Annotated in this window: 26 protein-coding genes; 7 read left to right on the plus strand and 19 right to left on the minus strand. The window is 62.2% G+C overall.

Annotated features, from left to right (window positions below):
* Positions 1–31 precede the first annotated feature (31 nt).
* Genes AC07E3_RS16715 through AC07E3_RS16730 form a run of 4 tightly spaced genes read right to left on the minus strand, consistent with a single transcriptional unit; the run spans position 32 to position 3,727 of the window.
* The gene (locus AC07E3_RS16715; RefSeq protein WP_478363449.1) at positions 32–1,165 is read right to left on the minus strand and encodes an ABC transporter permease; all 1,134 of its coding nucleotides are present in this window, start codon (positions 1,163–1,165) and stop codon (positions 32–34) included.
* Complete coding sequence (locus AC07E3_RS16720) at positions 1,162–2,079, minus strand: ABC transporter ATP-binding protein (RefSeq protein WP_478363451.1); 918 nt, start codon at positions 2,077–2,079, stop codon at positions 1,162–1,164. The genes AC07E3_RS16715 and AC07E3_RS16720 overlap by 4 nt, the downstream gene beginning before the upstream one ends.
* Positions 2,076–3,029: an HlyD family secretion protein gene (locus tag AC07E3_RS16725; protein WP_478363453.1), complete on the minus strand. Its 954-nt coding sequence runs from the start codon at positions 3,027–3,029 to the stop codon at positions 2,076–2,078. Before AC07E3_RS16725 ends, AC07E3_RS16720 begins: the two co-directional genes overlap by 4 nt.
* Complete coding sequence (locus AC07E3_RS16730; protein WP_478363455.1) at positions 3,026–3,727, minus strand: CerR family C-terminal domain-containing protein; 702 nt, start codon at positions 3,725–3,727, stop codon at positions 3,026–3,028. Before AC07E3_RS16730 ends, AC07E3_RS16725 begins: the two co-directional genes overlap by 4 nt.
* 137 nt (positions 3,728–3,864) lie before the next feature.
* Here AC07E3_RS16730 and AC07E3_RS16735 point away from each other — a divergent pair, with 137 nt between their 5' ends.
* From AC07E3_RS16735 to AC07E3_RS16745, 3 genes are all read left to right on the plus strand, one after another.
* Complete coding sequence (locus tag AC07E3_RS16735; RefSeq protein WP_478363457.1) at positions 3,865–4,680, plus strand: YiiX/YebB-like N1pC/P60 family cysteine hydrolase; 816 nt, start codon at positions 3,865–3,867, stop codon at positions 4,678–4,680.
* Complete coding sequence (locus AC07E3_RS16740; RefSeq protein ID WP_478363459.1) at positions 4,680–5,888, plus strand: cation:proton antiporter domain-containing protein; 1,209 nt, start codon at positions 4,680–4,682, stop codon at positions 5,886–5,888. The genes AC07E3_RS16735 and AC07E3_RS16740 overlap by 1 nt, the downstream gene beginning before the upstream one ends.
* A 131-nt stretch (positions 5,889–6,019) precedes the next feature.
* A complete protein-coding gene (locus AC07E3_RS16745; RefSeq protein ID WP_478363461.1) occupies positions 6,020–6,814 on the plus strand; it encodes a DUF2189 domain-containing protein in 795 nt (264 codons plus the stop codon).
* Between the two features lie 22 nt (positions 6,815–6,836).
* On the opposite strand, the gene AC07E3_RS16750 is transcribed toward AC07E3_RS16745, so the two are convergent.
* Positions 6,837–7,415 (minus strand): MarR family winged helix-turn-helix transcriptional regulator, encoded by a 579-nt coding sequence (locus AC07E3_RS16750; protein WP_336070694.1) that lies wholly within the window; start codon positions 7,413–7,415, stop codon positions 6,837–6,839.
* Between AC07E3_RS16750 and lepA the strand changes: the two genes are divergently transcribed.
* Complete coding sequence (gene lepA / locus AC07E3_RS16755) at positions 7,414–9,222, plus strand: translation elongation factor 4 (protein ID WP_478363464.1); 1,809 nt, start codon at positions 7,414–7,416, stop codon at positions 9,220–9,222. The genes AC07E3_RS16750 and lepA overlap by 2 nt on opposite strands.
* A 187-nt stretch (positions 9,223–9,409) precedes the next feature.
* Here the strand turns inward: lepA and AC07E3_RS16760 are convergent, their stop codons facing one another.
* From AC07E3_RS16760 to gyrB, 5 genes are all read right to left on the minus strand, one after another.
* On the minus strand, positions 9,410–9,769 hold the full coding sequence (locus AC07E3_RS16760) for a hypothetical protein (protein WP_223005869.1): 360 nt from the start codon (positions 9,767–9,769) through the stop codon (positions 9,410–9,412).
* 108 nt (positions 9,770–9,877) lie between these two features.
* Positions 9,878–10,360 carry a hypothetical protein gene (locus AC07E3_RS16765; RefSeq protein ID WP_478363466.1) on the minus strand — a complete coding sequence of 161 codons (483 nt, stop codon included), beginning with the start codon at positions 10,358–10,360 and terminating at the stop codon, positions 9,878–9,880.
* Entirely contained in the window at positions 10,357–10,992 is a 636-nt protein-coding gene (locus AC07E3_RS16770) for a CGNR zinc finger domain-containing protein (RefSeq protein WP_478363468.1), read from the minus strand. The genes AC07E3_RS16765 and AC07E3_RS16770 overlap by 4 nt, the downstream gene beginning before the upstream one ends.
* Before the next feature lie 125 nt (positions 10,993–11,117).
* Complete coding sequence (locus AC07E3_RS16775) at positions 11,118–11,783, minus strand: dihydrofolate reductase family protein (protein WP_478363469.1); 666 nt, start codon at positions 11,781–11,783, stop codon at positions 11,118–11,120.
* 155 nt (positions 11,784–11,938) lie between these two features.
* On the minus strand, positions 11,939–14,386 hold the full coding sequence (gene gyrB, locus AC07E3_RS16780) for a DNA topoisomerase (ATP-hydrolyzing) subunit B (RefSeq protein ID WP_478363470.1): 2,448 nt from the start codon (positions 14,384–14,386) through the stop codon (positions 11,939–11,941).
* A 221-nt stretch (positions 14,387–14,607) separates the two neighbouring features.
* On the opposite strand from gyrB, the gene AC07E3_RS16785 reads away from it, so the two are divergent.
* A complete protein-coding gene (locus tag AC07E3_RS16785; protein ID WP_336070708.1) occupies positions 14,608–15,582 on the plus strand; it encodes a complex I NDUFA9 subunit family protein in 975 nt (324 codons plus the stop codon).
* Between the two features lie 9 nt (positions 15,583–15,591).
* Complete coding sequence (locus AC07E3_RS16790; RefSeq protein WP_478363471.1) at positions 15,592–16,359, plus strand: sulfite exporter TauE/SafE family protein; 768 nt, start codon at positions 15,592–15,594, stop codon at positions 16,357–16,359.
* Between the two features lie 100 nt (positions 16,360–16,459).
* Here AC07E3_RS16790 and AC07E3_RS16795 read toward each other — a convergent pair whose 3' ends face one another.
* From AC07E3_RS16795 to AC07E3_RS16820, 6 genes are read right to left on the minus strand one after another with little or no spacing between them, the layout of a single operon-like run.
* On the minus strand, positions 16,460–17,053 hold the full coding sequence (locus AC07E3_RS16795; RefSeq protein ID WP_478363473.1) for a dihydroxyacetone kinase subunit L: 594 nt from the start codon (positions 17,051–17,053) through the stop codon (positions 16,460–16,462).
* 1 nt (position 17,054) lies between these two features.
* Positions 17,055–18,050, minus strand: coding sequence for a dihydroxyacetone kinase subunit DhaK (locus AC07E3_RS16800; protein WP_478363474.1), 996 nt, complete (start codon positions 18,048–18,050; stop codon positions 17,055–17,057).
* A gap of 8 nt (positions 18,051–18,058) precedes the next feature.
* Positions 18,059–18,862, minus strand: coding sequence for an HpcH/HpaI aldolase family protein (locus AC07E3_RS16805; protein WP_478363476.1), 804 nt, complete (start codon positions 18,860–18,862; stop codon positions 18,059–18,061).
* Positions 18,859–20,385, minus strand: coding sequence for a tripartite tricarboxylate transporter permease (locus AC07E3_RS16810; protein WP_478363478.1), 1,527 nt, complete (start codon positions 20,383–20,385; stop codon positions 18,859–18,861). The genes AC07E3_RS16805 and AC07E3_RS16810 overlap by 4 nt, the downstream gene beginning before the upstream one ends.
* A gap of 25 nt (positions 20,386–20,410) precedes the next feature.
* Positions 20,411–20,869: a tripartite tricarboxylate transporter TctB family protein gene (locus AC07E3_RS16815; RefSeq protein ID WP_478363479.1), complete on the minus strand. Its 459-nt coding sequence runs from the start codon at positions 20,867–20,869 to the stop codon at positions 20,411–20,413.
* Between the two features lies 1 nt (position 20,870).
* Positions 20,871–21,848 (minus strand): tripartite tricarboxylate transporter substrate binding protein, encoded by a 978-nt coding sequence (locus AC07E3_RS16820; protein ID WP_322340119.1) that lies wholly within the window; start codon positions 21,846–21,848, stop codon positions 20,871–20,873.
* A gap of 183 nt (positions 21,849–22,031) precedes the next feature.
* Between AC07E3_RS16820 and AC07E3_RS16825 the strand changes: the two genes are divergently transcribed.
* On the plus strand, positions 22,032–23,045 hold the full coding sequence (locus AC07E3_RS16825; RefSeq protein ID WP_478363481.1) for a LacI family DNA-binding transcriptional regulator: 1,014 nt from the start codon (positions 22,032–22,034) through the stop codon (positions 23,043–23,045).
* 182 nt (positions 23,046–23,227) lie between these two features.
* Here the strand turns inward: AC07E3_RS16825 and AC07E3_RS16830 are convergent, their stop codons facing one another.
* Genes AC07E3_RS16830 through AC07E3_RS16840 form a run of 3 tightly spaced genes read right to left on the minus strand, consistent with a single transcriptional unit; the run spans position 23,228 to position 26,241 of the window.
* On the minus strand, positions 23,228–24,679 hold the full coding sequence (locus AC07E3_RS16830) for an N-acyl-D-amino-acid deacylase family protein (protein WP_478363483.1): 1,452 nt from the start codon (positions 24,677–24,679) through the stop codon (positions 23,228–23,230).
* Between the two features lie 29 nt (positions 24,680–24,708).
* Positions 24,709–25,254 carry a TRAP transporter small permease gene (locus tag AC07E3_RS16835; protein ID WP_336070725.1) on the minus strand — a complete coding sequence of 182 codons (546 nt, stop codon included), beginning with the start codon at positions 25,252–25,254 and terminating at the stop codon, positions 24,709–24,711.
* Between the two features lie 3 nt (positions 25,255–25,257).
* Entirely contained in the window at positions 25,258–26,241 is a 984-nt protein-coding gene (locus tag AC07E3_RS16840) for a TRAP transporter substrate-binding protein (protein ID WP_478363486.1), read from the minus strand.
* Positions 26,242–26,244: the final 3 nt, after the last annotated feature.

Raw genomic sequence — 26,244 nt, forward strand, 5'->3', positions numbered from 1 at the left:
GTGAATTCACACATGGCTCCAACCGGCGATCTCAATCCAGCGTCCGGCGAAACCGCATCAGCGCCAGGCCGGCATAAATCAGGATGAAGAGAACGAGAATACCCGTCTCGAAGGCCACTGCTGGCAGGTCTGCCCCCTTCAGCATGATGGCGCGGATGACGCGCAGAAAATGGGTGAGCGGAAAGATCTCTCCCAGCCATTGCGCCCACTCGGGCATGCCGCGAAACGGAAACATGAAGCCGGAGAGCAGGATCGACGGCAGGAAGAAGAAGAAGGTGAGCTGCAGGGCCTGCATCTGCGTGCGGGCGACGGTCGAGATCGTGTAACCAAGCAGAACGAGCGCCAGAACGAAGATGAGTACCGCCGTCAGGAGAAGCCATATGCTGCCAACGAAGGGCACACCGAAAAGCAGCTTCGCCGCACCAAGGATGACGGCAACCTGCACGGCGCCCACGACGAGATAGGGCAGCACCTTGCCCATCATGATCTCCAGCGGGCTGGCGGGCATGGCGAGCAGGTTCTCCATCGTGCCGCGCTCGCGTTCGCGGGTGAGCGCGATGGATGTCATCATCACCATGGTCATCTGCAGGATGACGCCAAGCAGCCCCGGCACGATGTTGTATTGCGAAAGCCCTTCGGGATTGTAGCGGCGGTGGACGATAACCTCCAGCCGGTCTGTCGGATTTGCCTCCGAAGCCGGCACGCCGCGCTCGCGCAAAAGCGCCTCCGAGGCAACCGTTCCGAGTGTGGAAATCGCTCCTGATGCGACGGACGGATCGGTCGCATCCGCCTCGATCAGGATCTGCGGCCGCTGCCCCCGGTCGACACGGCGGGCGAAATCCGAGGGGATGGTGACCACAAAGACCACCTTGCCGCTCGCCATGAGTTGCTCGGCCTCCGCCGCGCTCTCCACCACATGATCGAAGCGGTAATAATCGGTGTTTTCTAGCGCCGAGACCATCGCCCGGCTGTAGTGATCCTGGCTCAGCGACACGAGTGCCGCCGGCAGCGCCTTGGGGTCGGAATTGATCGCATAGCCGAACAGGACGAGCTGCATGAGCGGAACGCCGAGCATCATGCCGAAGGTGATGCGGTCGCGCCGCATCTGGATGAACTCCTTGATAAGCAGCGCCATGAGCCGACTAAATGAAAAGAAGCCGTTCATTGCATGTTGTCCGTGGAATTGGCCATGAACTGGATGAAGACATCCTCGAGGCTCGTTTCGCCGCGTGACACGCTCACGCCCTCGCGCCCGTCGAGATCCTGTAGCGCCGCCTTGAGCGCTTCTTCATCCGATCCCACCACATGAAGGCTTGCGCCGAAGGGCGCGACCTGCTCCACGCCGGGCCGCTCCCGCAACTCGGCGGCCAGCTTTTCAAGCTTCGGCCCGTCAACGAGATAGGTGACAAGCCCGGCATCGCGCACCACATCTGTCACAGACCCCGTGGCCAGCATGGTGCCGTAGGAGATGTAGGAGATGCGGTGGCAGCGCTCGGCCTCATCCATGTAGTGGGTGGAGACCAGAACCGTCAGCCCGTCTGCGGCAAGGCGGTGGATCTCGTCCCAGAAATCGCGCCGCGCCTTCGGGTCGACACCCGCCGTCGGCTCATCGAGCAGGAGAAGTTTCGGCTGATGCATGATGCAGGCCGCCAGCGCCAGCCGCTGCTTCCATCCGCCCGAAAGCGTGCCGGCCAGCTGGTTGCGACGCGAGGAAAGGCCGAGGTCCTCCAGCGTCCGGTCCACATGCGCGCCTACCGGTTTGAGATCATAGAGCCTTGCGACAAAGGCCAGGTTCTCGGCAATTGTCAGGTCTTCGTAAAAGGAGAAGCGCTGGGTCATGTAGCCGACTTCGCGCTTGATCTTCAGCCCCTCGGTTCGCAGGTTGAAGCCCAGCACCGTGCCATCGCCCTCATCCGGCGTCAGAAGCCCGCACATGATGCGGATCGTTGTCGTCTTGCCGGAACCGTTCGGGCCGAGAAAGCCGACAATCTCGCCCCTGGCCACCTGCATTGTCACATTGTTGACGACCGTCTTGTCGCCGAAGCGTTTCACAAGACCGTGGACATCGATCGCGTTCATGGCGCATTCGCCTTCAGGCGCACATCCACGATCTGCCCAGGCTGCAGACTGCGCGCGTCGCCCTCAGGCCGCGCCTCGACCAGATAGACGAGCTTCTGCCGCGTCTCGAGCGAGTAGATCACCGGCGGCGTGAACTCCGGATCCGGCGAAATGTAGGTGATGCGCGCTGTCAAACCCGCCTCGCAGCCATCGCAGTTCACGGCCAGAAGCGCATCGGGTTTCAGGCTGGAAAACGCCGCTTCCGGCACATAGACCTTGAGCTTCACGCCGCCATTGGGCAGCAGTGAGACGACCGGCGCCGAGGGTCCTGCCACATCGCCCGCATTGCGGATCACATCGTCGATACGGCCGGCGGATGGGGCTGTGATGGCGCGTTCCGAAAGGCGCCAGCGCGCCTGTTCCAGTGCTGCCTCCATCTGGTCGCGGCGCCTGGCGGCAGCCTTGATCGCTTCAGCACGGGCAGGCAGTCTTGCCACCGACAGATTGGCCTCGGCCTGGCCGACCCGCGTGTCCGCCAGTTCCTTTGCCGTGCGTGCCTTGTCGAGCTCGGCCTGCGTAGCGATGCCGCGGCGCGAGAGATCTTCGGTTCGTGAGAGCACGCGGCCGGCTTCCGCCGCCTCGGCCTTTGCCGATGCAAGGGCAGCCTCCAGAACGGCGATCTCTTCGGGTCGCTTCGGCTCCTTGAGGTCGGCAAGCTGTGCTTCCGCTTCTGCCAGTCCCGCCTCAGCCTGCCGAACGGCGATGCGCGCATCCGTGTCATCCATCACGGCAACCGTCGCGCCTTTCTCCACAAAGGCGCCGCGCCGCACCGGAACGGCGCTCAACTGCCCTACTTCCGTGGGTGCGAGCAGCACATAATCGCCTTCCACATAGCCCACGGCCAGTGGCTCCGCGGAACCGCAACCGGAAATCAGCCCGGCGAGAACCGGTATGGCGCAGAGCATGCTCATGATGTTTCCTTTCCACGCGTCCGCGCGGCGAGTATGGCGTCGAGGTTGCCCCCGGCTATGGCCGTGATGGCCGCTGCTTCGCGTGCGCCGATTTCACTCCAGCCCATGCGCCGCTGCACCGCTTCGCTGGCGATGCGGAAATAGACGAGCTGGCCGATCAGTGTGAACACGGTCAGCCGCGTCTCGTCGCTCTCCGCCGGTTCTCCGGTCGCCGCCTCCCAGACCGCGCAGAGGCGCTTGTGAACCGGGGCGAATATGCCTTCATAAATGCGGTCGAGTGCGACCGTGGGGTGGGAGAGTTCCCGCAGCACGAATTTGACGATGAGCCCGGCTTCGGGCCGCGCGGCGATGAACCCGGTCATCGTGTCGAGCACCTGCATCAAGACGGCGCGGGCCTCGGATGGCGTCAGGGTTGCGCCGTGATCCGGCTTGAGATTGAGGGCACTGCCGGCAATCCTGCCGATCAATTCGACGATGTAATCGGCACAAGCCGCGCGCAGGCCTTCCTTGCCGCCGAAATGATAGGAGATCGAGCCAATATTCGCACCGGCCGCGCGCGCGATCTCGCGCGTTGTCGTGCCGTCGAACCCTTTCTCGCCGAAGAGCTTCAGCCCCGCGCGGATGAGCGAAAGCCGCGTGTGATCCGCCGATGAAAGCCGTGTTTCGACATTCTGTGTACTGCCATTGTCATGCATCATGTCCTCGATTTAATCAAACGTTTGAATTAAGTCAAGCCAGTGTCTGTTTGCCTCGAGCCACATCAGGCCGTTTGCCCGACGCGATAAAACCTCTAAGTTCCACCTGCCATTGATCGAAGAATCGCGGACGGGAGCGAATGAGCGAACAACCCAGCACCCTGCTCGACCGGTTCGGCCGCTTTCTGGCACGGCGGCTGCAAAGCGAATCCTCTGGGTATCAACCCTACACGCCGTCCGACCCCGAAACGCTGCATCGCACCCTGCAGCCCGGCGATATTCTGCTGATCGAAGGCAATCAGCGCATTTCGGCGGCGATCAAATATCTGACCCAGTCCACCTGGAGCCATGCAGCGCTCTATGTGGGCGATGCGCTGCCGGAGCCTGAAGACGGCTCCGAACGCCCCCGTCTCGTCGAGGTCATCCTGGGCGATGGCTGCATTGCCGTGCCGCTTTCCAAGTACAAGACCTACAACACGCGCATCTGCCGGGCGAACGGCCTTACGCCTGACGATCGGGATTTGATCGTCGGCTTCATGATCGAAAAGCTCGGCCTGCACTACGACATGCGCAACATCTTCGACCTGCTGCGCTATTTCCTGCCGACGCCCCCCGTGCCAGTACGCTGGCGCCGGCGCATGATCGCCATCGGCTCGGGCGATCCGACGCGCGCCATCTGCTCTTCGCTCATCGCTCAGGCTTTTCAGAAAGTCGGCTACCCGATCCTGCCTGAAATCACCAAGGCCAAGGGGCACGCCTCGGCCGAATCCACCTATTCGCGGCAGGAAATCCTGCACATCCGCCACCACAGCCTCTTCACGCCGCGCGATTTCGATCTCTCGCCCTATTTCGCCATCGTCAAACCGACCCTGGCTTTCGGCTTCGACTACAAGACGCTGAACTGGGGGAAACCGCGGGGCGATAACGCGGCTGCGGAAGACAGGGGATCAAACTGATGGACGTTCACGTGGCGCTGGTTCTTCTTTTCATCGCTTTCACCGCCTACTCACTGGTCTCTCGAAAGCTTGAAGCCTCGGTTCTCTCCGGCCCCATGCTCTTCACCGCGCTGGGCTATGGCTTCCATCTCACGGATGCCACGCTGACCTCACCGCTCGACAATTCGGTCGTCGAGTTCCTCGCAACGGCGACGCTCGCGATTATCCTCTATCGCGATGCTGCGAACATCCGAATTTCAGGCGTGATGGCCGAGCGCGCGACCGCCCTCCTTTCCGCACGGCTCCTCTTCATCGGCATTCCGCTCACCATCCTTGCCGGCACTGCCGCGGGGATGTTTCTCTTTCCCGCGCTCGGCCTTTTTGGCGCGCTTGTGCTCGCCATCGTCCTGACCCCGACCGACGCGGCGCTGGCGCAGCCGGTTTTCGGCAATGACGGACTGCCCGAAGTCGAGCGCGAAGCCCTGGACGTGGAAAGCGGGCTCAATGACGGGCTGTGCCTGCCCCTGCTGCTCATTGCACTGGCGCTCGCCGCCGACACCGGTGGCGGTGAAGGCATGGCCGGGCACGCGGCCTTCTTTCTGAAACAGGTGGTTTTCGGACCGCTCGTCGGGCTCGCCGTTGGCTATCTCGGCGCAGTCGCCGCCGACTTTGCCTTTACACGCGCCTTTTCCAACCCGGCCGGGCGCACGCCCATCATGGTCGGGCTAGCCGGGCTAGCCTATCTCGGCGCAGAACTGGCAGGCGGCAACGGGTTTCTTGCCGCCTTTGCAGCGGGGCTGGCCTTTGGCTGGCGGCTGCCTGCCGAAACGGTGGAGAAGGCGAGCAATTTTGCCATGACCGAGGGATCGATCCTCACCAATCTCACCTTTCTCCTGTTCGGCGCGGCCATGCTGCCGCAGGCGCTGGAAGCGCCCGCCTTGCCGGCTCTGTTCTATGCAGTGCTCAGCCTCACCGTCATTCGCATCGTTCCCGTTTTCATCGCCATGCTGGGAACCGGAACAGGAACACGGGCACGGCTTTTCGTCGGCTGGTTCGGCCCGCGCGGCCTCGCCTCCGTGCTCTATCTCATTCTCGTGGTCGACCAGTCCGGCTTCGACGTGGCGGACGCAATCACCAACATTGCCGTCTTCACGATCCTTCTGTCCGTCATCCTGCACGGCGCCACCGCACCCTTCGCCAAAAGGACATTCTTCCCCGCGCGATCCTGACGCCGCTCACTGCCCGCTCCAGAAGATGTGACCGACGCCTGTCTCGCCGCGATGCCGCTCAGGCCCTATAATCCGGGCTTGGTTTGCCGTCGGGGTGCGGTCTGCGTCCCGGCAGATCCGGGAGGTCTGAAATGGCGGATTTTCATGTCATGGCCGGAACCGACAAGACTCTGTCCTTGCCGGCTGTTCGCAAGATCAGCACGTCCGATGTCATCGATGCGCTTGGGCGCGGGCTCGATGATTTCTGGCAGAAACCTTCACACTACGCGTTCCTGTGCCTCATCTACCCGCTTGTCGGGGTGGTGTTGATCTACTGGGCTTCGGACGCAAACGCGCTTCCGCTACTCTTCCCCCTGGCCTCCGGCTTTGCGCTGCTCGGGCCATTTGCAGCCATCGGCCTCTACGAAATCAGCCGAAGACGCGAAGCCGGGCTCGATACATCCTGGCGGCACGCGCTGGCAGTGCTCAAGTCACCCGCGATACCATCCATCATCGCAGTTGGGGCAATGCTGTTCGCCATCTTCGTGACGTGGCTGCTGGTTGCTCAGGGGCTTTATGTGCGCCTGCTCGGTCCGGAACCGCCGGCATCGATCTCGCTGTTCCTTGAGAGCCTGTTCACCACCGACGCCGGCTTCATGCTGCTCACGCTCGGCAATGCGATTGGCTTCATTTTTGCCCTCGTGGTGCTGATTACCACGGCCATCGCCTTCCCCATGCTGCTTGACCGCGACTGCGGCGCCGTCGCCGCAATCGTCACCTCGGTCCGAGCCGCCAGCGTCAATCCGCTACCCATCGCGCTCTGGGGCGTGCTGGTGGCGGGTGGACTGATCATCGGGTCGCTGCCGCTCTTTGCCGGTCTTGCCGTGGTCATGCCAATTCTCGGCCACGCCACATGGCACCTTTACCGCAAGCTGGTCGCCGATTGAAACCCGCGACGGCAAGGCGCGGTCACGCCCTGTCTGCGGCTTCAGGTCCGTAGAGGTTCTGCGCCATCTTGCCCAACGCCCCGAAAAGAACCCGGCGCTCATCGTCAGCCAGGCCGGAAAGGGCCTCTTCATAGACCGAAGCGCTGATTTCCTGGATGCCGCCACAGGCGTCCCTTGCTTTTCTCGTCGCATAGATCATGCGCACGCGCCGATCCGTTCTGGCAAGGCGACGTTCCACCCAGCCGCTCTCTGCCAGCCGGTCGACCATTCGCGAAACGCTGATCGGCTCCACTTCCAGAAGCTCGGCCAGCCGCACCTGCGGAACACCATCTTCCTTCAATAGCCGGAAAAGCAGCCGCCACTGGGCAGATGAAAGTCCGAATTCATTGTCCTGTTCCAGAAAGCGCTTGCGCATGAGGCGCGCAACGTCATGGATCAGGAAACCCAGCTTGTTTTGGTCAGGATCGCACATGCGCGGGATATATGGTCGCCCGATCGCATCCGCAATGTTGCTGTTTTTTCCTCCTGACACGGCGCTCGGCTCCTCCCCTGCAGCAATCTGCTTGTCGAAGAACGGGCCGCCTGCTAAGGCCAGCGGCATGACGAACACGCCACTTTCCCATATTCGCAACTTTTCCATCGTCGCGCATATCGACCATGGCAAGTCGACGCTCGCCGACCGGCTGATCCAGATGACCGGCTCGCTGGAAGACCGCGAGATGAAGGATCAGATCCTCGACTCGATGGATATCGAGCGCGAGCGCGGCATCACGATCAAGGCGCAGACCGTGCGACTGGAGTACGACGCGCGCAACGGCGAGCACTATGTGCTGAACCTGATCGACACGCCCGGCCACGTAGACTTTGCCTATGAGGTTTCTCGCTCGCTCTCGGCCTGCGAGGGCTCGCTTCTGGTGGTCGATGCCAGCCAGGGTGTGGAAGCCCAGACGCTTGCCAATGTCTACCAGGCAATCGACAACGATCATGAGATCGTGACCGTGCTCAACAAGGTGGACCTGCCGGCTGCCGACACCGACCGCGTCAAGGAGCAGATCGAGGAGGTGATCGGCCTCGACGCTTCCGATGCAATCCCGATTTCGGCCAAGACCGGCGTGGGCATCGACGAGGTGCTCGAAGCCATTGTCACCCGTCTCCCGGCGCCGAAGGACGGCGATCGGGAGGCGCCGCTCAAGGCACTGCTCGTCGACAGCTGGTACGATGCCTATCTGGGCGTTATCGTGCTGGTCCGCGTGATCGACGGCAAGCTCAGGAAGGGTCAGACCATCCGCATGATGGGCACGGACGCCAGGTACCCGGTTGACCGGGTCGGCGTCATGACCCCGAAGATGGTCATGGTTGAAGAGCTCGGTCCCGGTGAGATCGGCTTCATTACCGCCTCCATCAAGGAAGTGGCAGACACCCGCGTCGGCGACACGATCACCGAAGACAAGCGCCAGACGGCCAAGCCCCTGCCGGGCTTCAAGCCGGCGCAGCCGGTTGTCTTCTGCGGCCTCTTTCCGGTCGATGCAGCGGACTTTGAAGACCTGCGCGCCGCCATGGGCAAGCTGCGCCTCAACGACGCCTCTTTCTCTTTCGAGATGGAGACTTCGGCTGCCCTCGGCTTCGGCTTCCGCTGCGGCTTCCTCGGCCTCCTGCATCTTGAGATCATCCAGGAGCGGCTTGAGCGCGAGTTCAATCTCGATCTCATCGCCACCGCCCCCTCGGTGGTCTATCGCATGAACCTGACCTCGGGCGATCAGGTCGAGCTGCACAATCCGGCCGACATGCCGGACGTGGTGAAGATCGCCTCCATCGAAGAGCCCTGGATCAAAGCCACGATCCTCACACCGGACGACTATCTCGGCTCGATCCTCAAGCTCTGTCAGGAGCGGCGCGGCGTCCAGACGGATCTTTCCTATGTCGGCAAGCGCGCCATGGTCACCTATGAGCTGCCGCTCAACGAGGTGGTGTTCGATTTCTACGACCGGCTGAAGTCCATCACCAAGGGCTATGCCAGCTTCGACTATCAGCTCACCGGCTATCGTGAAGGCGATCTGGTGAAGATGTCGATCCTCGTCAACGAAGAGCCGGTTGATGCGCTCTCGATGCTGGTGCACCGGCAGGCCGCTGAAAAACGCGGGCGTGTCATGTGCGAGAAGCTCAAGGAGCTGATCCCCCGTCACATGTTCAAGATCCCGATCCAGGCGGCGATCGGCGGCAAGGTGATCGCCCGCGAGACCATTTCGGCCATGCGCAAGGATGTGACGGCCAAGTGTTACGGCGGCGATGTGACCCGCAAGCGCAAGCTGCTCGAGAAGCAGAAAGAGGGCAAGAAGCGCATGCGCCAGTTCGGCAAGGTGGAGATTCCGCAGGAAGCCTTCATCCAGGCGCTGAAGATGAGCGACTAGCACTTAAGGACGAAAACGGGTGGGCTTGCTGCAACGGCAGACAAACCCACCCTCGATGCCGCTGATACGGGCTGCCCCGCCACCCGGGCCCGGCGACATCGTCTCTTGTCCAGCTCAGCGGGAGTGCTGACCCTGGCTACTGGTGCAGCGCGTGCGCTCTGGCGGGTGTTGGTCAAGGATCGGCGGTTCAGCGCGCTTTCAGCTTGAAACCGCCGCCACTACATTCGACGATCTGTTTGCCGGCCATCTGGTAGGCTGAGTCCCACGAAACCTTCACCGACTTCGGACAGCTGCGATACGTCTTGTTGACGAGGTTCACGCTTCCCTGCGGCGTGTTGGCGGTGATCTTCACCAGCTTCAGACCCTTCGTGCTGCTGATGGTGCACACCACATGGTTGGGCACCGAGCAGTTCATCGAGGGGCCCGCCATCTGCGGGGCGAGCGCGAACTGGCCGGCGACGCCGGCGGTCGGTATGGCCGTCGCCGAAAGCATCACGAGCGAAGCTGCGGCCACGGCGATCCGGTTTGTCTTGAACGAGTAGGGCATTGTCATCTCCAGTACGGGTTTCAGGATGGGGCAATCGCGCCCCGGCATCCGTCAGTTGCCGTGGCCTGGAGAAAGGTTCATGAAAAAATTCAGGTAGGCTGCGGACTCTCAATCCGGATTGAGATGATAACCCGGACCGATGGTGAGCGGTTTGTCCGGCACCACCCGGTCGCTGATCTGGCTCGTGAAATCCATCTCGGTCTGCCAGAGCAGAGAGGTCTTCTGCCGGTCGTAGACACGGATTGACACATGATAGGGCTTCCTGGCCTCGACCCCGCGAACGGGTGGCGTGCGCAGCGCGTAGCGGTCGGTCATCGTGCTCACCCGCTCCGATACCACGAGCGGCGCACCGCCGGCCGGATCGTCGAATGTCGCTTCGATGATCGAGCCGCTGGCCAGCGGCCGCACCACCTGAGCGGTAAAACCGTAGAAGACCTCCGCCTCGCGATAGTTGAACATGAAGCCGCCACCGAGGATCTTTACATAGGGATCCTGAGAGGGGTCGTTGCGGGTGAACCAGCCGATGGCGAAAAGCACGGCGCAGAGCGCCAGCGCGGCAATGATTATGCTTCGCAAAGAGATGGATTTCACGCCCGTTTCTCCCTTACACGGGCGGCATGCCGGCGCGCTTTTGCCGTGCCGCCGCAATGATCCATGCTGCACCAGCGGCGCGACGCATTCTTTGTTTCGTCAAAGAAGAGCCATCCGCAGCCTTCCGGTCCGGGACAGGCCTTCAGCCGCGCAAGATCGTCGCCTGTAAGCATCGCTTCGGCACAAAGCGCGACCACATGGAGCGGCGCATCGAGGTCGAGGCGGCACTCGTCCCAGTTCCAGGCAAAGCCGGCCGGTTCCCGTGCAAGCCGCTGTCGCTGCCGGGCTTCGCCGGCAAGCCGGCTCAGCTCTTCCAGCCCGCCTTCCGGCGGATCGCAGCCCTCGATCACGCTTCGAAAAAGGGCGAAGAGCGTTTCACGGAACCGGATCGCCCTGACATGGGACGCCTCCGCCCCGCGCCTGTCCGCCTCCGCCAGCGTACGCAGACGCGCGAGCGACGGCGCGTCAAAGAGGTCTACCTGCCCGGACCAGCCCAGCAGAGCAGCATAGTCGGACAGGTAATCCTTCGTTGCCGGCCGCGAGCGGCTGTTGACCGTGTTGACGAAGTCCAGGCAGGTCCGACCACCGAAGAAGAACGGAACCGGCCACGCGGCAATTCGGGCATCATGCATCGCACGCTCCTTTAGCCCAACCAGCTAAAGCAGTTTTGCCGGTTAGTCAACAAAAGCGCGAAGACGGGAGAACCGGCGCACCCGGGTGTCGCCGGTCCTGTAACCCTGCGGCTGCGACTGTTCGCTCAGACCAGCGTCCGACGCCGTTCGATTTCGGCATCTGATGGGGGTTTTATCGCGAAGGTTCCCGTCTTCACCTCGCCCGCGCGGGTGTATCGGTTGACCAGCGTGCCGGCCTCGGTGGTTCTGGAGCCCGTTAGCCGAAACGTGCCCGGAGCCACTTCTGTGCCGGTCCTGAACAGCCGCTTTCCCTTGCCCAGCACCACCGGAAATGTGGTGATGGTCAGCTCGTCGACGAGCTCGTGCGCAAACAGGGTCTGCAGGAAATCCGTGGACCCCTGTGTGAGCAAAGCCGGACCATCCTCGCTTTTGAGCGCCTTTACCGCAGCCACCGCATCCGCGCCGAGGGTCCGGCTGTTCTGCCAGTCGAGCTTCAGGTCGGGATTGCGGGTGGCGACATATTTTGTCACGCGGTCGAAAATACTCCCGATCGGGTCGCCTTCGTCCTGATAGGGCCAGTAGGCGGCAAAAATGTCGTAGGTCTTGCGCCCGAGCAGCAGGTCGAAGGGCTTTGAGAACATCTCGCCGATGGCCTCACCCAGCCCTTCGTCGGCGAGCGGTTCGACCCACCCTCCAAAAGGGAAGCCGCCCGTCGGATCTTCCTCGGGTCCGCCCGGCGCCTGCATGACACCATCGAGGCTGACCATCGCACTCACGATGACTTTTCGCATGTCTTCTCTCCCGTTCCGGGCCGGACAATTCCGGCTTCCCCTCAAGGACGTGGATCGGGCACGCAACCCGACAAGGCACTGGAATTCCCCTGCCGGAAACGAAAGACGGCGCCGGTCTCCCGGCGCCGCTCGATAATTTTCTCTATGGAAAACAGTCAGATGTCGAGGTTTGCCACCGACAGCGCATTGTCCTGAATGAATTCGCGGCGCGGCTCCACCTCGTCGCCCATAAGGCGCGAGAAGAGCGAATCCGCGTCCGTCGCGTCCGTCACCTTCACCTGAAGCAGCGAGCGGGCATCGGGGTCGAGCGTCGTCTCCCAGAGCTGCTCGGCATTCATCTCACCAAGGCCCTTGTAGCGCTGCATGGTAAGGCCCTTGCGGCCGGTCGCAAAGACCTGGTCAAGCAGTGCCATCGGCCCGGAAATGACTTCGGACTTGTCCTTGCGGCGCAGTACGGGCGATTTGGTGTAAATCTCCTGCAGGCGCGGGGTGTAGCGGTCGATCGCGCGCGCATCGGCAGAAGCGACCAGCGCCGAGTCGAGCACCACCACCTCGCGCACGCCACGCACCGTGCGCTCAAAAAGATAGCCGCCCGCGCCCTCGTTGGAGGGGTTCACGCGCCCTTCCCAGCCGCGTTCCGTGTCCTCGGCGATCATGTCGAGCCGCTCCGCCACGTGCTTTACAGCTTCGGCCGCCCGGCCCGGGTCAGCCAGCACCGCCGCGTTGAGCGCACCGGCAATCGCCGCCTGCTCCACCACGGAACGGTCGTAGCGGGTGTGCAGGCCGTTGATCAGCGAGCGTACGCCGCGCGCATCCTCGATCACCTGTTTCAGGTCCTGTCCGCCGCGAACTTCGCCGTTGGAGAGTTCCAGCGAGGCCTCTTCAAGGCCGGAATCGATCAGGAATTCCTCAAACGCCGCCTCATCCTTGATGTACTGGACCGACTTGCCGCGCGTCACCTTGTAGAGCGGGGGCTGGGCAATATAGAGGTGCCCGCGCTCGATCAGTTCCGGCATCTGCCGGAAGAAGAAGGTGAGAAGCAGCGTGCGAATGTGGGCGCCGTCGACGTCGGCGTCCGTCATGATGATGATCTTGTGATAGCGCAGCTTCTCGGCGTTGAACTCGTCCTTGCCGATACCCGTGCCAAGCGCCGTGATCAGAGTGCCGATCATGTCGGAGGAAAGCATGCGGTCGAAGCGGGCACGCTCCACGTTCAGGATCTTGCCGCGCAGCGGCAGGATCGCCTGGTTCTTGCGCGAACGGCCGGATTTGGCCGAGCCGCCAGCGGAGTCACCCTCGACGATGAAGATTTCGGATTTCGCCGGATCACGCTCCTGACAGTCGGCCAGCTTGCCCGGCAGCGAGGTAATATCCAGCACGCCCTTGCGGCGTGTCAGTTCGCGTGCCTTGCGGGCAGCCTCGCGTGCGGCGGCGGCTTCCACCACCTTGCCGATCAGCGTCTTGGCTTCCGTCGGATGTTCCTCGAACCAGGTGCCGAGCGCCTCGTTGACGAGGCTTTCCACCACCGGGCGCACCTCAGAGGAGACCAGCTTGTCCTTGGTCTGGGAGGAGAATTTCGGGTCCGGCACCTTCACCGAGAGAACCGCTGTCAGGCCCTCGCGGCAATCGTCACCGGTGAGCGAAACCTTTTCCTTTTTGGTCAGGCCTGACTTTTCTGCATAACCCGTAACCTGCCGCGTCAGCGCACCGCGGAAACCGGCCATATGCGTACCGCCGTCGCGCTGTGGGATGTTGTTTGTGAAGGCCAGCACATTCTCGTGGTAGGAATCGTTCCACCACATGGCCACTTCCACCGTGATGCCATCCTTTTCGCCGCCGATGGAAATCGGCGCGTCGATCAGCGGTTTCTTGGCGCGATCCAGATATTTCACGAACTCGACAATACCGCCATCGAAGAGGAATTCCTGCTTCCTCTCGTCGGCATGGCGCTTGTCGGTAAGAAGAATGCGCACGCCCGAATTCAGGAAAGCGAGCTCACGCAGGCGGTGCTCCAGAGTGCCGTAGTCGAAATCCGTCATGGTGAAGGTGTCGGGTGAGGGCAGGAAGCTCACTTCCGTTCCCGTCTCGTCACCGGCATCGCCCGTCACGGCAAGCGGCTCATCCGCCACACCATGGGTAAAGCTCATCTCATGGATCTTGCCCTTGCGGCGGATCTTGAGTTTGAGCCAGATGGAAAGCGCGTTCACCACAGACACGCCCACGCCATGCAGGCCGCCGGAAACCTTGTAAGAGTTCTGGTCGAATTTACCGCCGGCATGAAGCTGCGTCATAATAACCTCGGCCGCAGACACGCCCTCTTCGGCGTGCATGTCAGTCGGGATGCCGCGGCCATTGTCGGTCACCGTGCAGGAGCCATCGGGATTGAGCGTTACCGTCACCAGCGTCGCATGGCCGGCCAGCGCCTCGTCGATCGCGTTGTCGACCACCTCGTAGACCATGTGATGCAGGCCGGACCCGTCATCCGTGTCGCCGATATACATGCCGGGGCGCTTGCGGACAGCGTCCAATCCCTTCAAAACCTTGATGGATTCAGCGCCGTATTCGGCCGGTTCGCCTGGGAGAGTTTCGGGCGTGTCGCTCATCAAATTCTTTCGCTCAGGAGCCCTGGGGGAACCCCCTTTAGGGCATGGGAAATCCACGCCGCGAATCATCCGGCGCCTATCCCCCAAGATATAGGCGTTTCAGGGCTTTTTTCCAAGTTTTGCAGCGATTTCCGCCTGGGGAGGAAAACAACGCCCGAGCACCCTTTGCCTTTGGCGCGAAACCGATTATGTAGCCCTTGAGAAATCGGAGACCGAGGCAAATGGCCACCATCAGCCAGAAACCTAAGCTCATCACCATTTTTGGCGGCAACGGCTTTGTCGGCCGCCATCTGGTGCAGGCCCTCACCAGGCGCGGCCACCGGGTGCGCGTCGCATGCCGCAACCCCAATACAGCGATACATCTGCAGCCGCTCGGCAATGTCGGCCAGGTGCAGACCGTGCAGGCGAACCTTCGCAACCGCGCCTCGGTCGACCGGGCCGTGGAAGGGGCGGACCATGTGATCAATCTCGTTGGCATCCTCTATGAATCCGGCCGCCAGTCCTTCGATGCGATTCAGCATTTCGGCGCCCGCGCCGTGGCGGAAGCCGCCCGCGCCGCCGGTGCGAAGCTGACCCATGGCTCGGCCATCGGCGCCGATCCTGAGTCCGACTCCGACTATGCCCGCACCAAGGCTCTCGGCGAACAGGCAGTGCTGGAAACCGTCAAGGATGCGGTGATCATCCGCCCGTCCATCGTGTTCGGCCCGGAAGACGACTTTTTCAACCGCTTTGCCAACATGGCGCGCTTCTCGCCCTTCCTGCCGCTCATCGGCGGTGGCGAGACGAAGTTCCAGCCAGTCTATGTGGGCGATGTGGCCGAGGCCTATGCCCGCTCCGTTGACGGCGATCTGGAAGGTGGCCAGATCTACGAGCTGGGCGGGCCGGAAGTGCTCTCCTTCCGCGAATGCCTCGAGGAGATGCTCGAAGCGACCTACCGCAAGCGCTGGTTCGTTTCCCTGCCCTGGTTCGTCGCACGCATTCAGGCCCGCATTCTTGGCCTTTTGCCCAAACCCATGCTGACCCTCGATCAGGTGAAGCTGCTGAAGACCGACAATGTCGTTTCCGAGGAAGCGAAGGCGGCCGGGCGCACGCTCGACGGTCTTGGCATCCAGAAGCATTCGCTGGCGGCCATTCTGCCCACCTATCTGTGGCGCTACCGCCCGGCAGGTCAGTTTACCCGCAAGCAGTTCCTGTAAGGCGGGTCCTTGGGCGGCTGGGAGACGCTTCTGCCGGAAACGCTGGGCGCGGTCCCGGCGCTTCTTCTCGTCATCGCCAGCTTCTTCACCTCGGCACTGACCGCTGCCTTCGGCGTTGGCGGCGGGGTGGCCATGCTGGCGCTGCTCGGCCTTTTCATCCCGGTCGCAGCCCTCATTCCGGTCCATGGCGCCGTCCAGCTCGGCTCCAACACCGGTCGCGCCTGGCATCAGCGCGCGCATATCCGCTTCGCGATCGCTACGCCGTTCATCGTCGGCAGCCTGATCGGCGCCACTGTCGGTGCTTATGTCGTGGTGCAGCTTCCCGACGCGCTGTTGAAGCTCGTTCTGGGTGTATTCGTCATCGCCGTCACCTGGACGAAAATTCCCGGAGCGGCGCAGCTCAGCCATGCAGGCCTTGCAGCCGGCAGCGCGGTTCTCGCGCTTGCCACAATGTTTGTCGGAGCCACCGGACCGCTGCTCTCGGCCTTCTTCGCGCAGCTCATTGCCGACGACCGCAAAGCGCTCATCGCCACCCATGCCGCCGGCATGACGGTGCAGCACGCCCTCAAGGTGATCGCATTCGCGCTTGCCGGCTTCGCCTTCTGGCGCTGGCTTCCCTTCATCGCGCTGATGATCGCTTCGGGCTATCTGGGAACCATTTACGGCAGCAGGCTTCTTGAAAAACTCCCGGAAGAGACGTTTCGGCGCTGGTTCAGGATCGGCCTCACGCTGCTCGCGCTCGATCTCATCCGCCGAGGCCTTGCGGGGATGGTGTAGAGCCGTAACTTCCCGCGCTTCAATACCGAGAGCACGACACCGCACACCTTTAGACCTGATCCGAAGGCGACAGGAATGAATGCGGGTATGCGGTTCCGCCTCAGCGAAGCCCCTCCGTGATCACCACGAGCGCCAGTTGTCCTGGGTCGGGAAGGCCTACGGATTTCTCGGCAAAGATGCGCGCGCGTCCAGCCTGATTGGGCTTTTGCGTGAATTTCTCGACTGTATCCCTGGCGGCCGTCACAGCGGTTTCGATCAAGGCGCCGGACCGTTCGGCCTCAAGGGCGCGAACCTGGGCGTCCAGCCCATCCAGAACGGTTTTCTCGCCCAGAGATGACTTACCCCGGGCCAGCATGGCATCACGCGCCTGCGCCAGGAGCCCGGCAATTTCATCAGGCCTGAACTCCGTTCTGTCCTTCAGGGCCTTCGCTGCCGCCATCAACCCGGTGGCCACCAGCGTACCGAATGAAGATGAAGACGCCTGCTGGAAGGTTTTGGCCATCTCAAAGAAGGCCCGGCCAACGTCATCGCTCAGGTCGAGCTTTACGCAGGCCGAAAAGCCCTCGGCAACGGTGATTCCAAGATCTCCGTCGCCCAGTTGCGCATCGGCCTGGCACAGAAACTCGCGATTCTCGCGCGCATGCTCGGCAATGCGGGCGACTGCCGCCTTCAGCTCACTGGAGGTGATCTCCATTTCAGACTCTCCAGAAAGCACAGTTGGCGGGTGCCGTAAGCAGGTCTTCAAGCTCTTCGTCGAGCCTGAGAATGCTCAATGAGGCGCCCGTCATCTCCATGGAGGTCGCATAGCGCCCGACCAGGGGCATGACGACATCCACACCAATCTCCGAGAGACGCCCGGCGAGGCGGCGGTAGAGAATGTACAGTTCCTCGTGCGGCGTAGCGCCCAGAGAATTGACCAGCACGGAAACGCGATCACCCTTGCCGAGCGGACGGTCTGCCTGCAATGTGTCGAACATCTCATCAAGGATTTCGTCTGCGGGCTTGATCGGACCGCGCCAGGTGCCGGGCTCTCCGTGGATGCCCATACCCATCTCCATCTCGTCATCGCCGATGACGGAACTTGGCTTTCCAAGCTGCGGGATGATGCAGGGCGTCATTGCCATACCCATCGACACGACGTTGTCGGAAGCCTTTCTGGCAAGCCGGGCAACCTCGTCGAGATCCGCCATGCGTTCGGCGGCTGCGCCGGCGATCTTGAAAGCATAGATCATGCCGGCAACGCCCCTGCGCTTCTCCATCTCGCCGCGCGGCGCGGAGGCGACATCGTCGCTGACCGCGTGGGAGGCCGTGCGGATGTCATCCTCGAAGGACACCATCTCCGCCGCCATGTCGAAATTCATGACATCGCCGCCGTAATTGCCGTAGAGACAGAGAACCCCTGCCCCGGCATCGACCGCGCGGATGGTTTCCGCCATCTGGTCCGCTGACGGGCTGGCGAAGACGTTGCCGATGGCACAGCCATCCAGCAGACCCTTGCCGACATAGCCGGTAAAGACCGGCAGATGTCCGGAGCCGCCTCCGGTCACGATACCGACCTTGCCTTTGGTCTTTTCACCGGAGCGCACGATGATCCGATGCGCCGGTTTCGCATAAATTTCAGGATGCGCCGCGACGAGCCCGTCGAGCATTTCATCGACATAGTTCTGGGGATCGTTCAGGATCTTCTTCATGACATTCCTCAATAGGTCAGGCTGGGAGAAACGGCTTTGGCACCCGGCGAAAGTTCGGCCAGCATTTCCTGATGAGCCTGGCGCGCGGCACCGAACAGAAGGCCCACATCGCTCGGCCCGACAATGAACCGGTAACCGGCTTCGCGCAGTTCGGCATAGCTGCGGCCGCCACCGGTGATCGTGCCAAGGCGCAGGCCGGCTTCTCGCGCGGTCTGTTCGATCTGCTGCTTCAGCTTCTTCAGTTCGGGGTGTTCAAGCTGCTCCAGAAGGCCAATGGAGCCCGACAGATCGTTGGGGCCCACAAACGCCATGTCGATCCCGTCGACAGCCGCGATATCCTTCAGATGCGCCACAGCATCGACATGCTCGCACTGCACCATCACCAGCAGGTCTTCATGAGCCTTCTGCGCATAATCGGCCCTGCGCCCGTAAAGCGAGCCGCGCACGATGGGAGCTGCATAACCGCGCGCACCTCTCGGCGGATAAAGGCAGGACCGGGCAATGGCCTTGGCCTGCGCGACGGAATTGACCATCGGCACGATGATCGACTGTGCACCGCGATCCAGCGCACGCTTCAGCGTGGTGTCGGAGGAATCCGGCACACGCAGCACGGCCTGACCGCCCGCCGCCTGCACGACACGGATCAGGCTGAGACCGTCTTCCAGCGGCGCGGCGCCATGTTCGCAGTCGATGACCACGACATCCCAACCCGCATTGACGACGATGTCGCAGGCTTCCGGTGATCCGGTATTAATCCAGGTGGCGGCGATGGTTTCGCCGGCCATGAGGCGTTGCTTCAGAAGGTTGGTCATGCGTCGTTTTCCATGGTTCGCGGAGTTTTTTCCGGTCGGATGATCGCCCGGATTGCACGGTAGAGGCACAGGCCCCAGATCAGGATCGCCGCGACGCCGAGAACCAGCGAGATATCGCGCGAGAAGAAGGGCAGAAACTCGCCCTGGGATTTAATCATCGAGGTCATGAAGTTCCGCTCCAGCACCTTGCCCAGCACGACGCCGAGAATTGCCGGCGCAAGCGGAATGCCACCCAGCGTCATGGCAAAACCGACGATGCCGAGCGTGATGATGATCCAGATCGAAAAGGCGGAGTTCATCACCGCGAAGCCGCCTATCAGAGACAGGCCGAGGATCAGCGGCATGAGCAGGCTCTTCGACATGCGCATGAGTTGGCTGGCAAGCAGGATGGCCACGGCGCCGGTGAAGACCATCGCCACATTTGCCAGCAGAAACGCACCGAAAAGCGTGTAGACCAGATCGCCGCTGCGCTCGAAGATGTCAGGTCCGGGGTTAAGCCCCTTCATCATCAGAACACCGATGGCGATGGCGGTTACGCTGTCACCCGGAATGCCGAAGATGAGCGCGGGCGTCCAGGCGCCGCTGACGGCGGCATTGTTGGAAGCGCCGCCATCGACGATCCCTTCATAATGCCCCTTGCCGTATTTCTCCGGCGTCTTCGAAAAGCGGCGCGAGACCGCATAGGCGATCCATGCAGCGACATCGGAACCGGCCCCCGGCAAGACCCCGATGAAAACACCCAGCGGCCCGGACCGGATCACGCTGACCCAGCGCTCGCACACCACCTTGAATGCATCGCCGATGGCCTGCCGGAGAGGCTCCATCTTTGGCGATTTCGCATCTGCGCGCGGAGCTTTGGGCTCAAGCGCCGCACGGAACAGCTCCGTCAGCGCGAAAAAGCCTATCATTGCCGAGATGAAATTGACGCCGTCATAGAGATCGTAGAGGCCGAATGTGTAGCGCGGCATGCCGACCGCGACATCGATGCCAACGCACGCGATCGCTAGGCCGATGAACAGGCTGGCGAAGGTTTTCGCCGGCGGTGCGTCCGATACGAAAACGGCGCAACTCAGGCCCAGGGCCGCGAGCCAGAACATCTCGTAGCTTGAGAAGTTGGTCGCGAAACCGGCCAGCATCGGCGCAGCGAGGCTGAGAGCGATGACGCCGATCACCCCGCCGGCCGCGCCAGAAAACAGCGAGACAAAAAGAACAGTGCGCGGCCTGCCCGAATGGGCGATGGTGGAGCTGTCGGCGACATAGGCTGCAGAGGCCGGCGTTCCAGGAATGCGCAGCAGTGCGCCGCTTATGTCGCCGGCGAAAATCCCCGTCGATGTGGTCGCCACGATTGCGGCGATGGCCGGCACAGGGTCCATGAAGAAGGTGAACGGCACGAGCAGCGCCACCGCCATGGTTGCCGAGAGGCCCGGCAAGGCACCGACAAGAGCGCCGTACAGCGTGCAGAGCACAATCGTCAGCAGAAGCGCCGGGTCTGCGAGCTGGGAAAGGATTGCTGCATAGTCCATGGGTCAACCTCCCTCCACTTTCGCCTTACCAGGCGACTGGCAGGAGAAGGCCCCAGGGCAGCGCGACCTTCATGATCGAATAGAAAATGAAGTGAAACACGGCCGTCGCCAGCACCGAAAACAAAAGTGCTGAAGGCAGCGAACCGCCGAAAAACAGGGTCGCGGCGAAAAGCAGAGCGACGGTGGAAATGTGAAATCCGACCGGGTCCAGCGCCAGAGCGTAAAGAACGATCATGGCGACGAGCAACGCCACGCGGGCAACGCCCCGGGCGTCGATCCGCATCACCTCCGTGAGGCTGCGCCTTTCACGCCCGAGCAGTATGAGCAGGCCGGATAGAGCCATTCCGGAAGAAACGATCTTTGGAAAGAAGCCGGCTCCGAATGCAGTGCCCGCGGGGGGATCAAACCCCCACGCGCCTGCAAACATGGCCGCGCCGGCGGCGATCAGGACAAAGCCTGTCACCGCATCGCGGGTGAACTGCATGTTACTGACCCTTGGCCATCCCGATTGCCTTGACGGTGTTGCCGAGGCCCTCGTCATACTGGGTCATGAGGTCGAGCAGTTCCTTGCTGCCGCCCCAGACAACCGGTGCGCCGAGGCTGCTGCGAAACTCGGCCCATTCCTTCGTTTCCACGATCTCTTTGAGCGCTGCCTCATAGCTGCATGCAATGTCTTCCGGCATGTTGGCCGGCGCCGAGATGGTCGTGTAGGCCGACAGGGTCCAGCCGCTCGGCAGTTCCCTGGCAGTGAGCGGCACATCGGGATACGCCTCGCTCGGCTTGTCGCTCATATAGGCAAGCGCCTTGACCTCGCCGGCATCGATAAGCGTCTTTCCTTCCAGAAGCGAGGGCGTGACCATGTCGACACCACCGGCAAGAAGCTCCTGCAATGCGCTCGCCGAGCCCTCGGAGGGGACCCAGCGGATGGTCTCGGCTTCGAGCCCTTCGGCATTGAGCATGCCGGCAAGCGCCAGATGCCAGATGCCGCCGAGCGCCGTTCCCGATGCCGTCAACTCACCGGGGTTTTCGCGTGCGTGATCCAGCAGTTCCTTGAGGGAGCCGAACGGGCTGTCCTTGGAAACAAGTACGCTGGCCGAAGGCTGGTTGATGAGCGCGATGGGCGTGATGTCCTTATAGGTCAGGTTGGTGAGACCAAACCAGTGCATCGTGTTGATCTCGACCGTGGCGGCCCCGATCGTATAGCCGTCCGGTCTGGCGCGGGAGATGGCCGAATGCCCCACCACGCCGTTGCCGCCGGTGCGGTTGACGACATTGAAAGGAACGTCAAACTTCTGCTGAAGCATCGTTGCGAGCTGACGCGTGTTGGTGTCCGTGGTACCGCCCGCTCCCCACGGGACGATAACGCTTACCGGCCGCTCCGGCTTCCAGTCGCAGGCCGCGTAAGCCGCAGAAGCCCATGCCGTCGCAGCAAGCGCGACCGCAGACACAATTGTCCTTTTCATGATTTCTCTCTCCCAAGATTTGCGGGCCTAAACCCTCTCCTTCAAACGGAAGCATGACATAGGGATTGAAGCTAGGTCAATCGTTTTATTAAAACGATTGACCTAGCTGGATAAACGATTGACGTGCGCCCCGGATCGGGCAACAAGCTGACAGGCAGGGGAACAAACAACAAAGACACTCGGATGATGGCACGCGTAACGCTAAAAGACATCGCGACGGCGACGGGGCTCTCCGTCTCAAGCGTCTCGCTTGCGCTGCGAGGCGACAAGCGCTTTCCCAAGGAGACGCTCGACCGGGTGCGGGCGGCAGCAGACAGCCTTGGTTATATATACAATCAGGGCGCAGCCGATTTGCGCATGTCGCGCAACAATACGATCGCTGTCTGTCTCGGAGAGCTTTCGAACCCGATTTTCAACGACATGCTGATTTCCGCGGAACGTGAGATTCATCGCCGCGGCAGAAGGCTTCTTTTGGGCATCACGCGTGAATCGCGCGAGCGGCAGGCCGATTTTTTGCGCCAGGCATTGCAGATCGGCTGTGAGGCTCTGCTTCTCTGCCCCGCCTATGGGACCACGCGCTCCGATCTGGACGAGATTCTTGTGAGAAACGGCCAGCCGCTCCTGCCAACGGTGCTTTTCTTCCGTTCAATCGAGGGCTTTGCCGCCCCCCAGGTGGTGAGCGACGAGTTTCATGCCGGGCAATTGTCGGCCCGTGCGGCGATGGATGCGGGGCATCGGCGTATGTACTGGATCGGTGGCGGACAGGAAACGAGCGCTTCCCGACTGCGCGAGGCAGGCGCAGTGTCCGCGTTTCGTCGCGCTGGGCTCGAACCCGTACGCATCCTTCATGGCCCCACCTCGCGCGCTTTCGGCTTCGAGGCAGCAACCCGCATTCTGTCGGAGGACGGGGCCGACGACATCGCCCTGCTCTGCTTCAGCGATCTGATCGCGCTCGGGGTCATCTCTGCCTGCCACAAGATGGGCCGGCGTCCGGGTGAAGACGTCTCGGTAATCGGTTGCGATGACATGAACGAGGTGCAGTTTGCGGTTCCGCCGCTGACCACGATCCGCACCGACATTGAGCACATCATAGAACGCGCGATGCAGGCTGCGGTCGACCGCGAGGAGGCCGGCCTAACCACGTTCGAGCCGAAGCTGGTTTTGCGAGAGAGCCTGCGCGTAGCCTCGCGAACCTGATTGCGACGAAGAAGAGCAGGGTATGGCTGCCTTCAATCAGCAACCGGCCAATGCTGCTATGCTGTCTTTACGGCCAGCAGCTTCTGCCAAAACACTTCCACAAATCTCTGAACTCCTTCCCCGGGAATCCGACACTGAGGCAAGTTGCCGTTCCGGTGCCGTGGCGCTTGTTACGGTTGTCGTCAGACCACCATGCACGGGGCGGTTTGTTCGAGCGGGCGACCGGGGCGTGCGCCAGTCTTTTCGCCATCGACCCAGACCTCACGCCCGTTGACGAAGACCCGGTCGATGCCCACGGCCGGGCGGATCGGCGTCTCGAAGGTTGCGCCTTCGGCGATTGTGTCGGGATCGAAGATGACGAGGTCCGCAAAACCGCCGACGGCGATGCGCCCGCGGCCGCCAAGCCCGAAGCGGTCTGCTGGCATGGAGGTCATGCGGCGCACGGCTTCTTCCAGCGAGAACAGCGACAGGTCGCGGGCATAGTGACCAAGCACGCGCGGGAATGTGCCCCAGACGCGCGGGTGGGGATGCTTGCCGCTCGGGATGCCGTCCGAACAGATGATCGTGTGTTCGTAGGACAGGATGCGCTGAACATCGTCTTCGCTCATGATGAAGAAAATGCCGGTCGCAGGCAGAAGCTTCTGGAGCGCAGTGTCGATGTCGGTGCCCCATTCCTCGGCGATGTCGGACAGATCACGGCCCGCCATTTGCGGGTAGGGAATGCTTTCAGCAACGATCACGCGGGTCGCCTGCCTGTGCCTGCCGGAATCGAGGATGGTCGACGACGCAATCCACGGTGTGGTGTCGAGACCCACATCCTGCTTCTGCATCGCATCGTCGATCATCTTCAGCGTGGTGACCGACATGCCGTGGTTGGCAAGCCCTGCGCATTTGTGATGGGAGACATGCACACCGCAGCAGGATTCACGCCCCACGGTGAAGGTCTCTTCAAGCCCCTGCACCACGCGGTCGCCCTCGTCACGCATATGGGTGACATAGAGCTTGCCATGCGCCTGGGTGATCTTCGCGACCTCGATCAGCTCCTCGGTGGTGGAGGCGCGAGCGGGCGGGTAGAATGGTCCGGTGGAAAGGCCGATTGCGCCTTCGCCCAGCGCGCGGTCGAGCTTGCGGCACATTTCTTTCAGCTGCGCTGCGTCGGCGGGTCTGTTCAGGTCAGGCAGTTCGTTTACGCGCAGGGTGGAATGCCCGATCAGGCAGGCTGCGTTCACCGCTGCCGGTTCCACCAGAAGCCGGTCGCGATAGGCGGCGTAGGTTTCAAACCGCAGCGCTTCATCTTCAATGATCATGCGCAAAGGGGCGGGGATCTCGCCTTTCGGCACGAGCGGCGCGATGGAGAAACCGCAATTGCCGTTGATCACGGAGGTGACGCCCTGCGACGTCATGAATTCCATGTCGGGCTGGGTGAGCATCGCAGCATCATGGTGCACATGGGGATCGATGAAGCCGGGCGCGACGACGCGGCCTTTTGCTTCGATCTCGCGTCCGGACGTCCAGTGCTTCAGGTCGCCGGTGGCGACAATGCGGTCGTCGGAGACGGCCACATCACCCTTGCGACGGGGGGCTCCTGTACCGTCGATGATGTCTGCGCCGCGGATGATGAGATCAGCGTGCATGGGAGGCTCCTGTATTGTTGCGTCGAGGGTCAGGTGGCGTCGCTGTCCGCAGGCGGCACGCCGTCATCGCCGCACCAGCGGGCGGCGAGATGAACGAGAATGAAGACGATCATGATCGGCACGGCCACGGCGACCCAGAAGGTACTGAAGGGCAGCGCGTCGGCCATGGTGCGGCTGTGGCGCAGCAGGAAACCGCGCGCCGGGTTCATGTTGGGACCGTAGAAAACGTACCAGAGGATCGGCAGAAGGTAGATCAGAACCACGGCCGACCGCATCAGCGCGGCGGCGAACCCGAGAAGGGCATTGCGTGAACCCTCGCCGGTGAAGAGCGCCGGATCGAACCGGCGCTTGAACGATATCGTGGCCCCCATCAGGCCGGCCCAGATCATGGCGTATCGGGCCAGCTCCTCGGTATAGGCCGGCGGCTGGTTGAAAACATAGCGCGCGAGCACCTGCAGCATGACGGCCCCCACGAGGATTACCAGCGCCACGCCGGCCATCACGGAGGCCAGACGATTGAGCCCGTTGCTGATGTGGATGACGGATCTGGCGATGTGTTTCATGGGGGCGGCCATTGCTTAGTCTGCGACGGAGTCGCGGGCTTTAATCCAGAGGCTCAGCTGGTCGTCGGGCAGAGACGTTGCCCAGGTGGCGCGCGCCAGCTCGGCCATCTTTTCGCGTTCGCCTTCGGCCAGCTCGGTGATGGTCACGCCTGCGGCTTCATGCTTCGTGCGCACTTCGCTGGCCCAGTTGTTGACCCAGTCCCGGTTCGCTTTTTTGCCGGCTTCGAGGGCGGCGTCGATCTGGTCTTTTTCCTCATCGCCCAGAGAGGCGTACCAGTCTTCCGAGATCAGGACGATGCGCGAGGACGGTGTGATGTCAGCGGGTGTGAAGTGCTTCAGAAACTCGGTGTGGCCGGTGCGGATCGCCGAGTTCGGCGGGTTGAAATAGCCATCGGCGACGCCGGTCTGGATCGCGTTTGCCACTTCCGACCAGGAGACGATCGTGCCGGTCGCGCCCAGTGCTTCCTGCAGGGCGATCTGCTCGCTGTTGAGCGCACGGAAGCGCAGGTCGGACATGTCCTCGACCGTGGCGATCGGCTTCCTGGAATTGTGAATGCCGATATCCATGCCGATGTAATTGACGTCCACGAAACGCACGCCATTGTCGAGAAGCGGACCGTTCATCTGCTCAAGCATGTCCGTTTCAGAAAGCACGGCGTCGATCTGTTCACGGCTCTCGAAGAAGAACGGGAGCTGGACGCCCTTCATCAGCGGCGACATGCCGAAGCCGGTGGAAAGGGCGGCGAGATTGACCTCCAGAAGGCCCTGGGCAACCTGGTCGAAGCGCTCCTTTTCCGAGCCCAGCGTGCCCGACGGGAAGATGGAAACCTCGAATCCGGTTCCCTTGAGCGCATCGGCAAAGCCGTGGGCGAAGGCTGCTTCCGGGTTGGTCGCCGTATCGTCGGCGCCGTTCATGGCGATCTTGATGTCAGCCGCCTGTGCGGCAGCGGTCATGAGCGCAAGCGCCGAGATGGCGAGGGCTTTGGGTAGGAATTTCATTTT

The organism is Nitratireductor lacus, assembly GCF_056431025.1.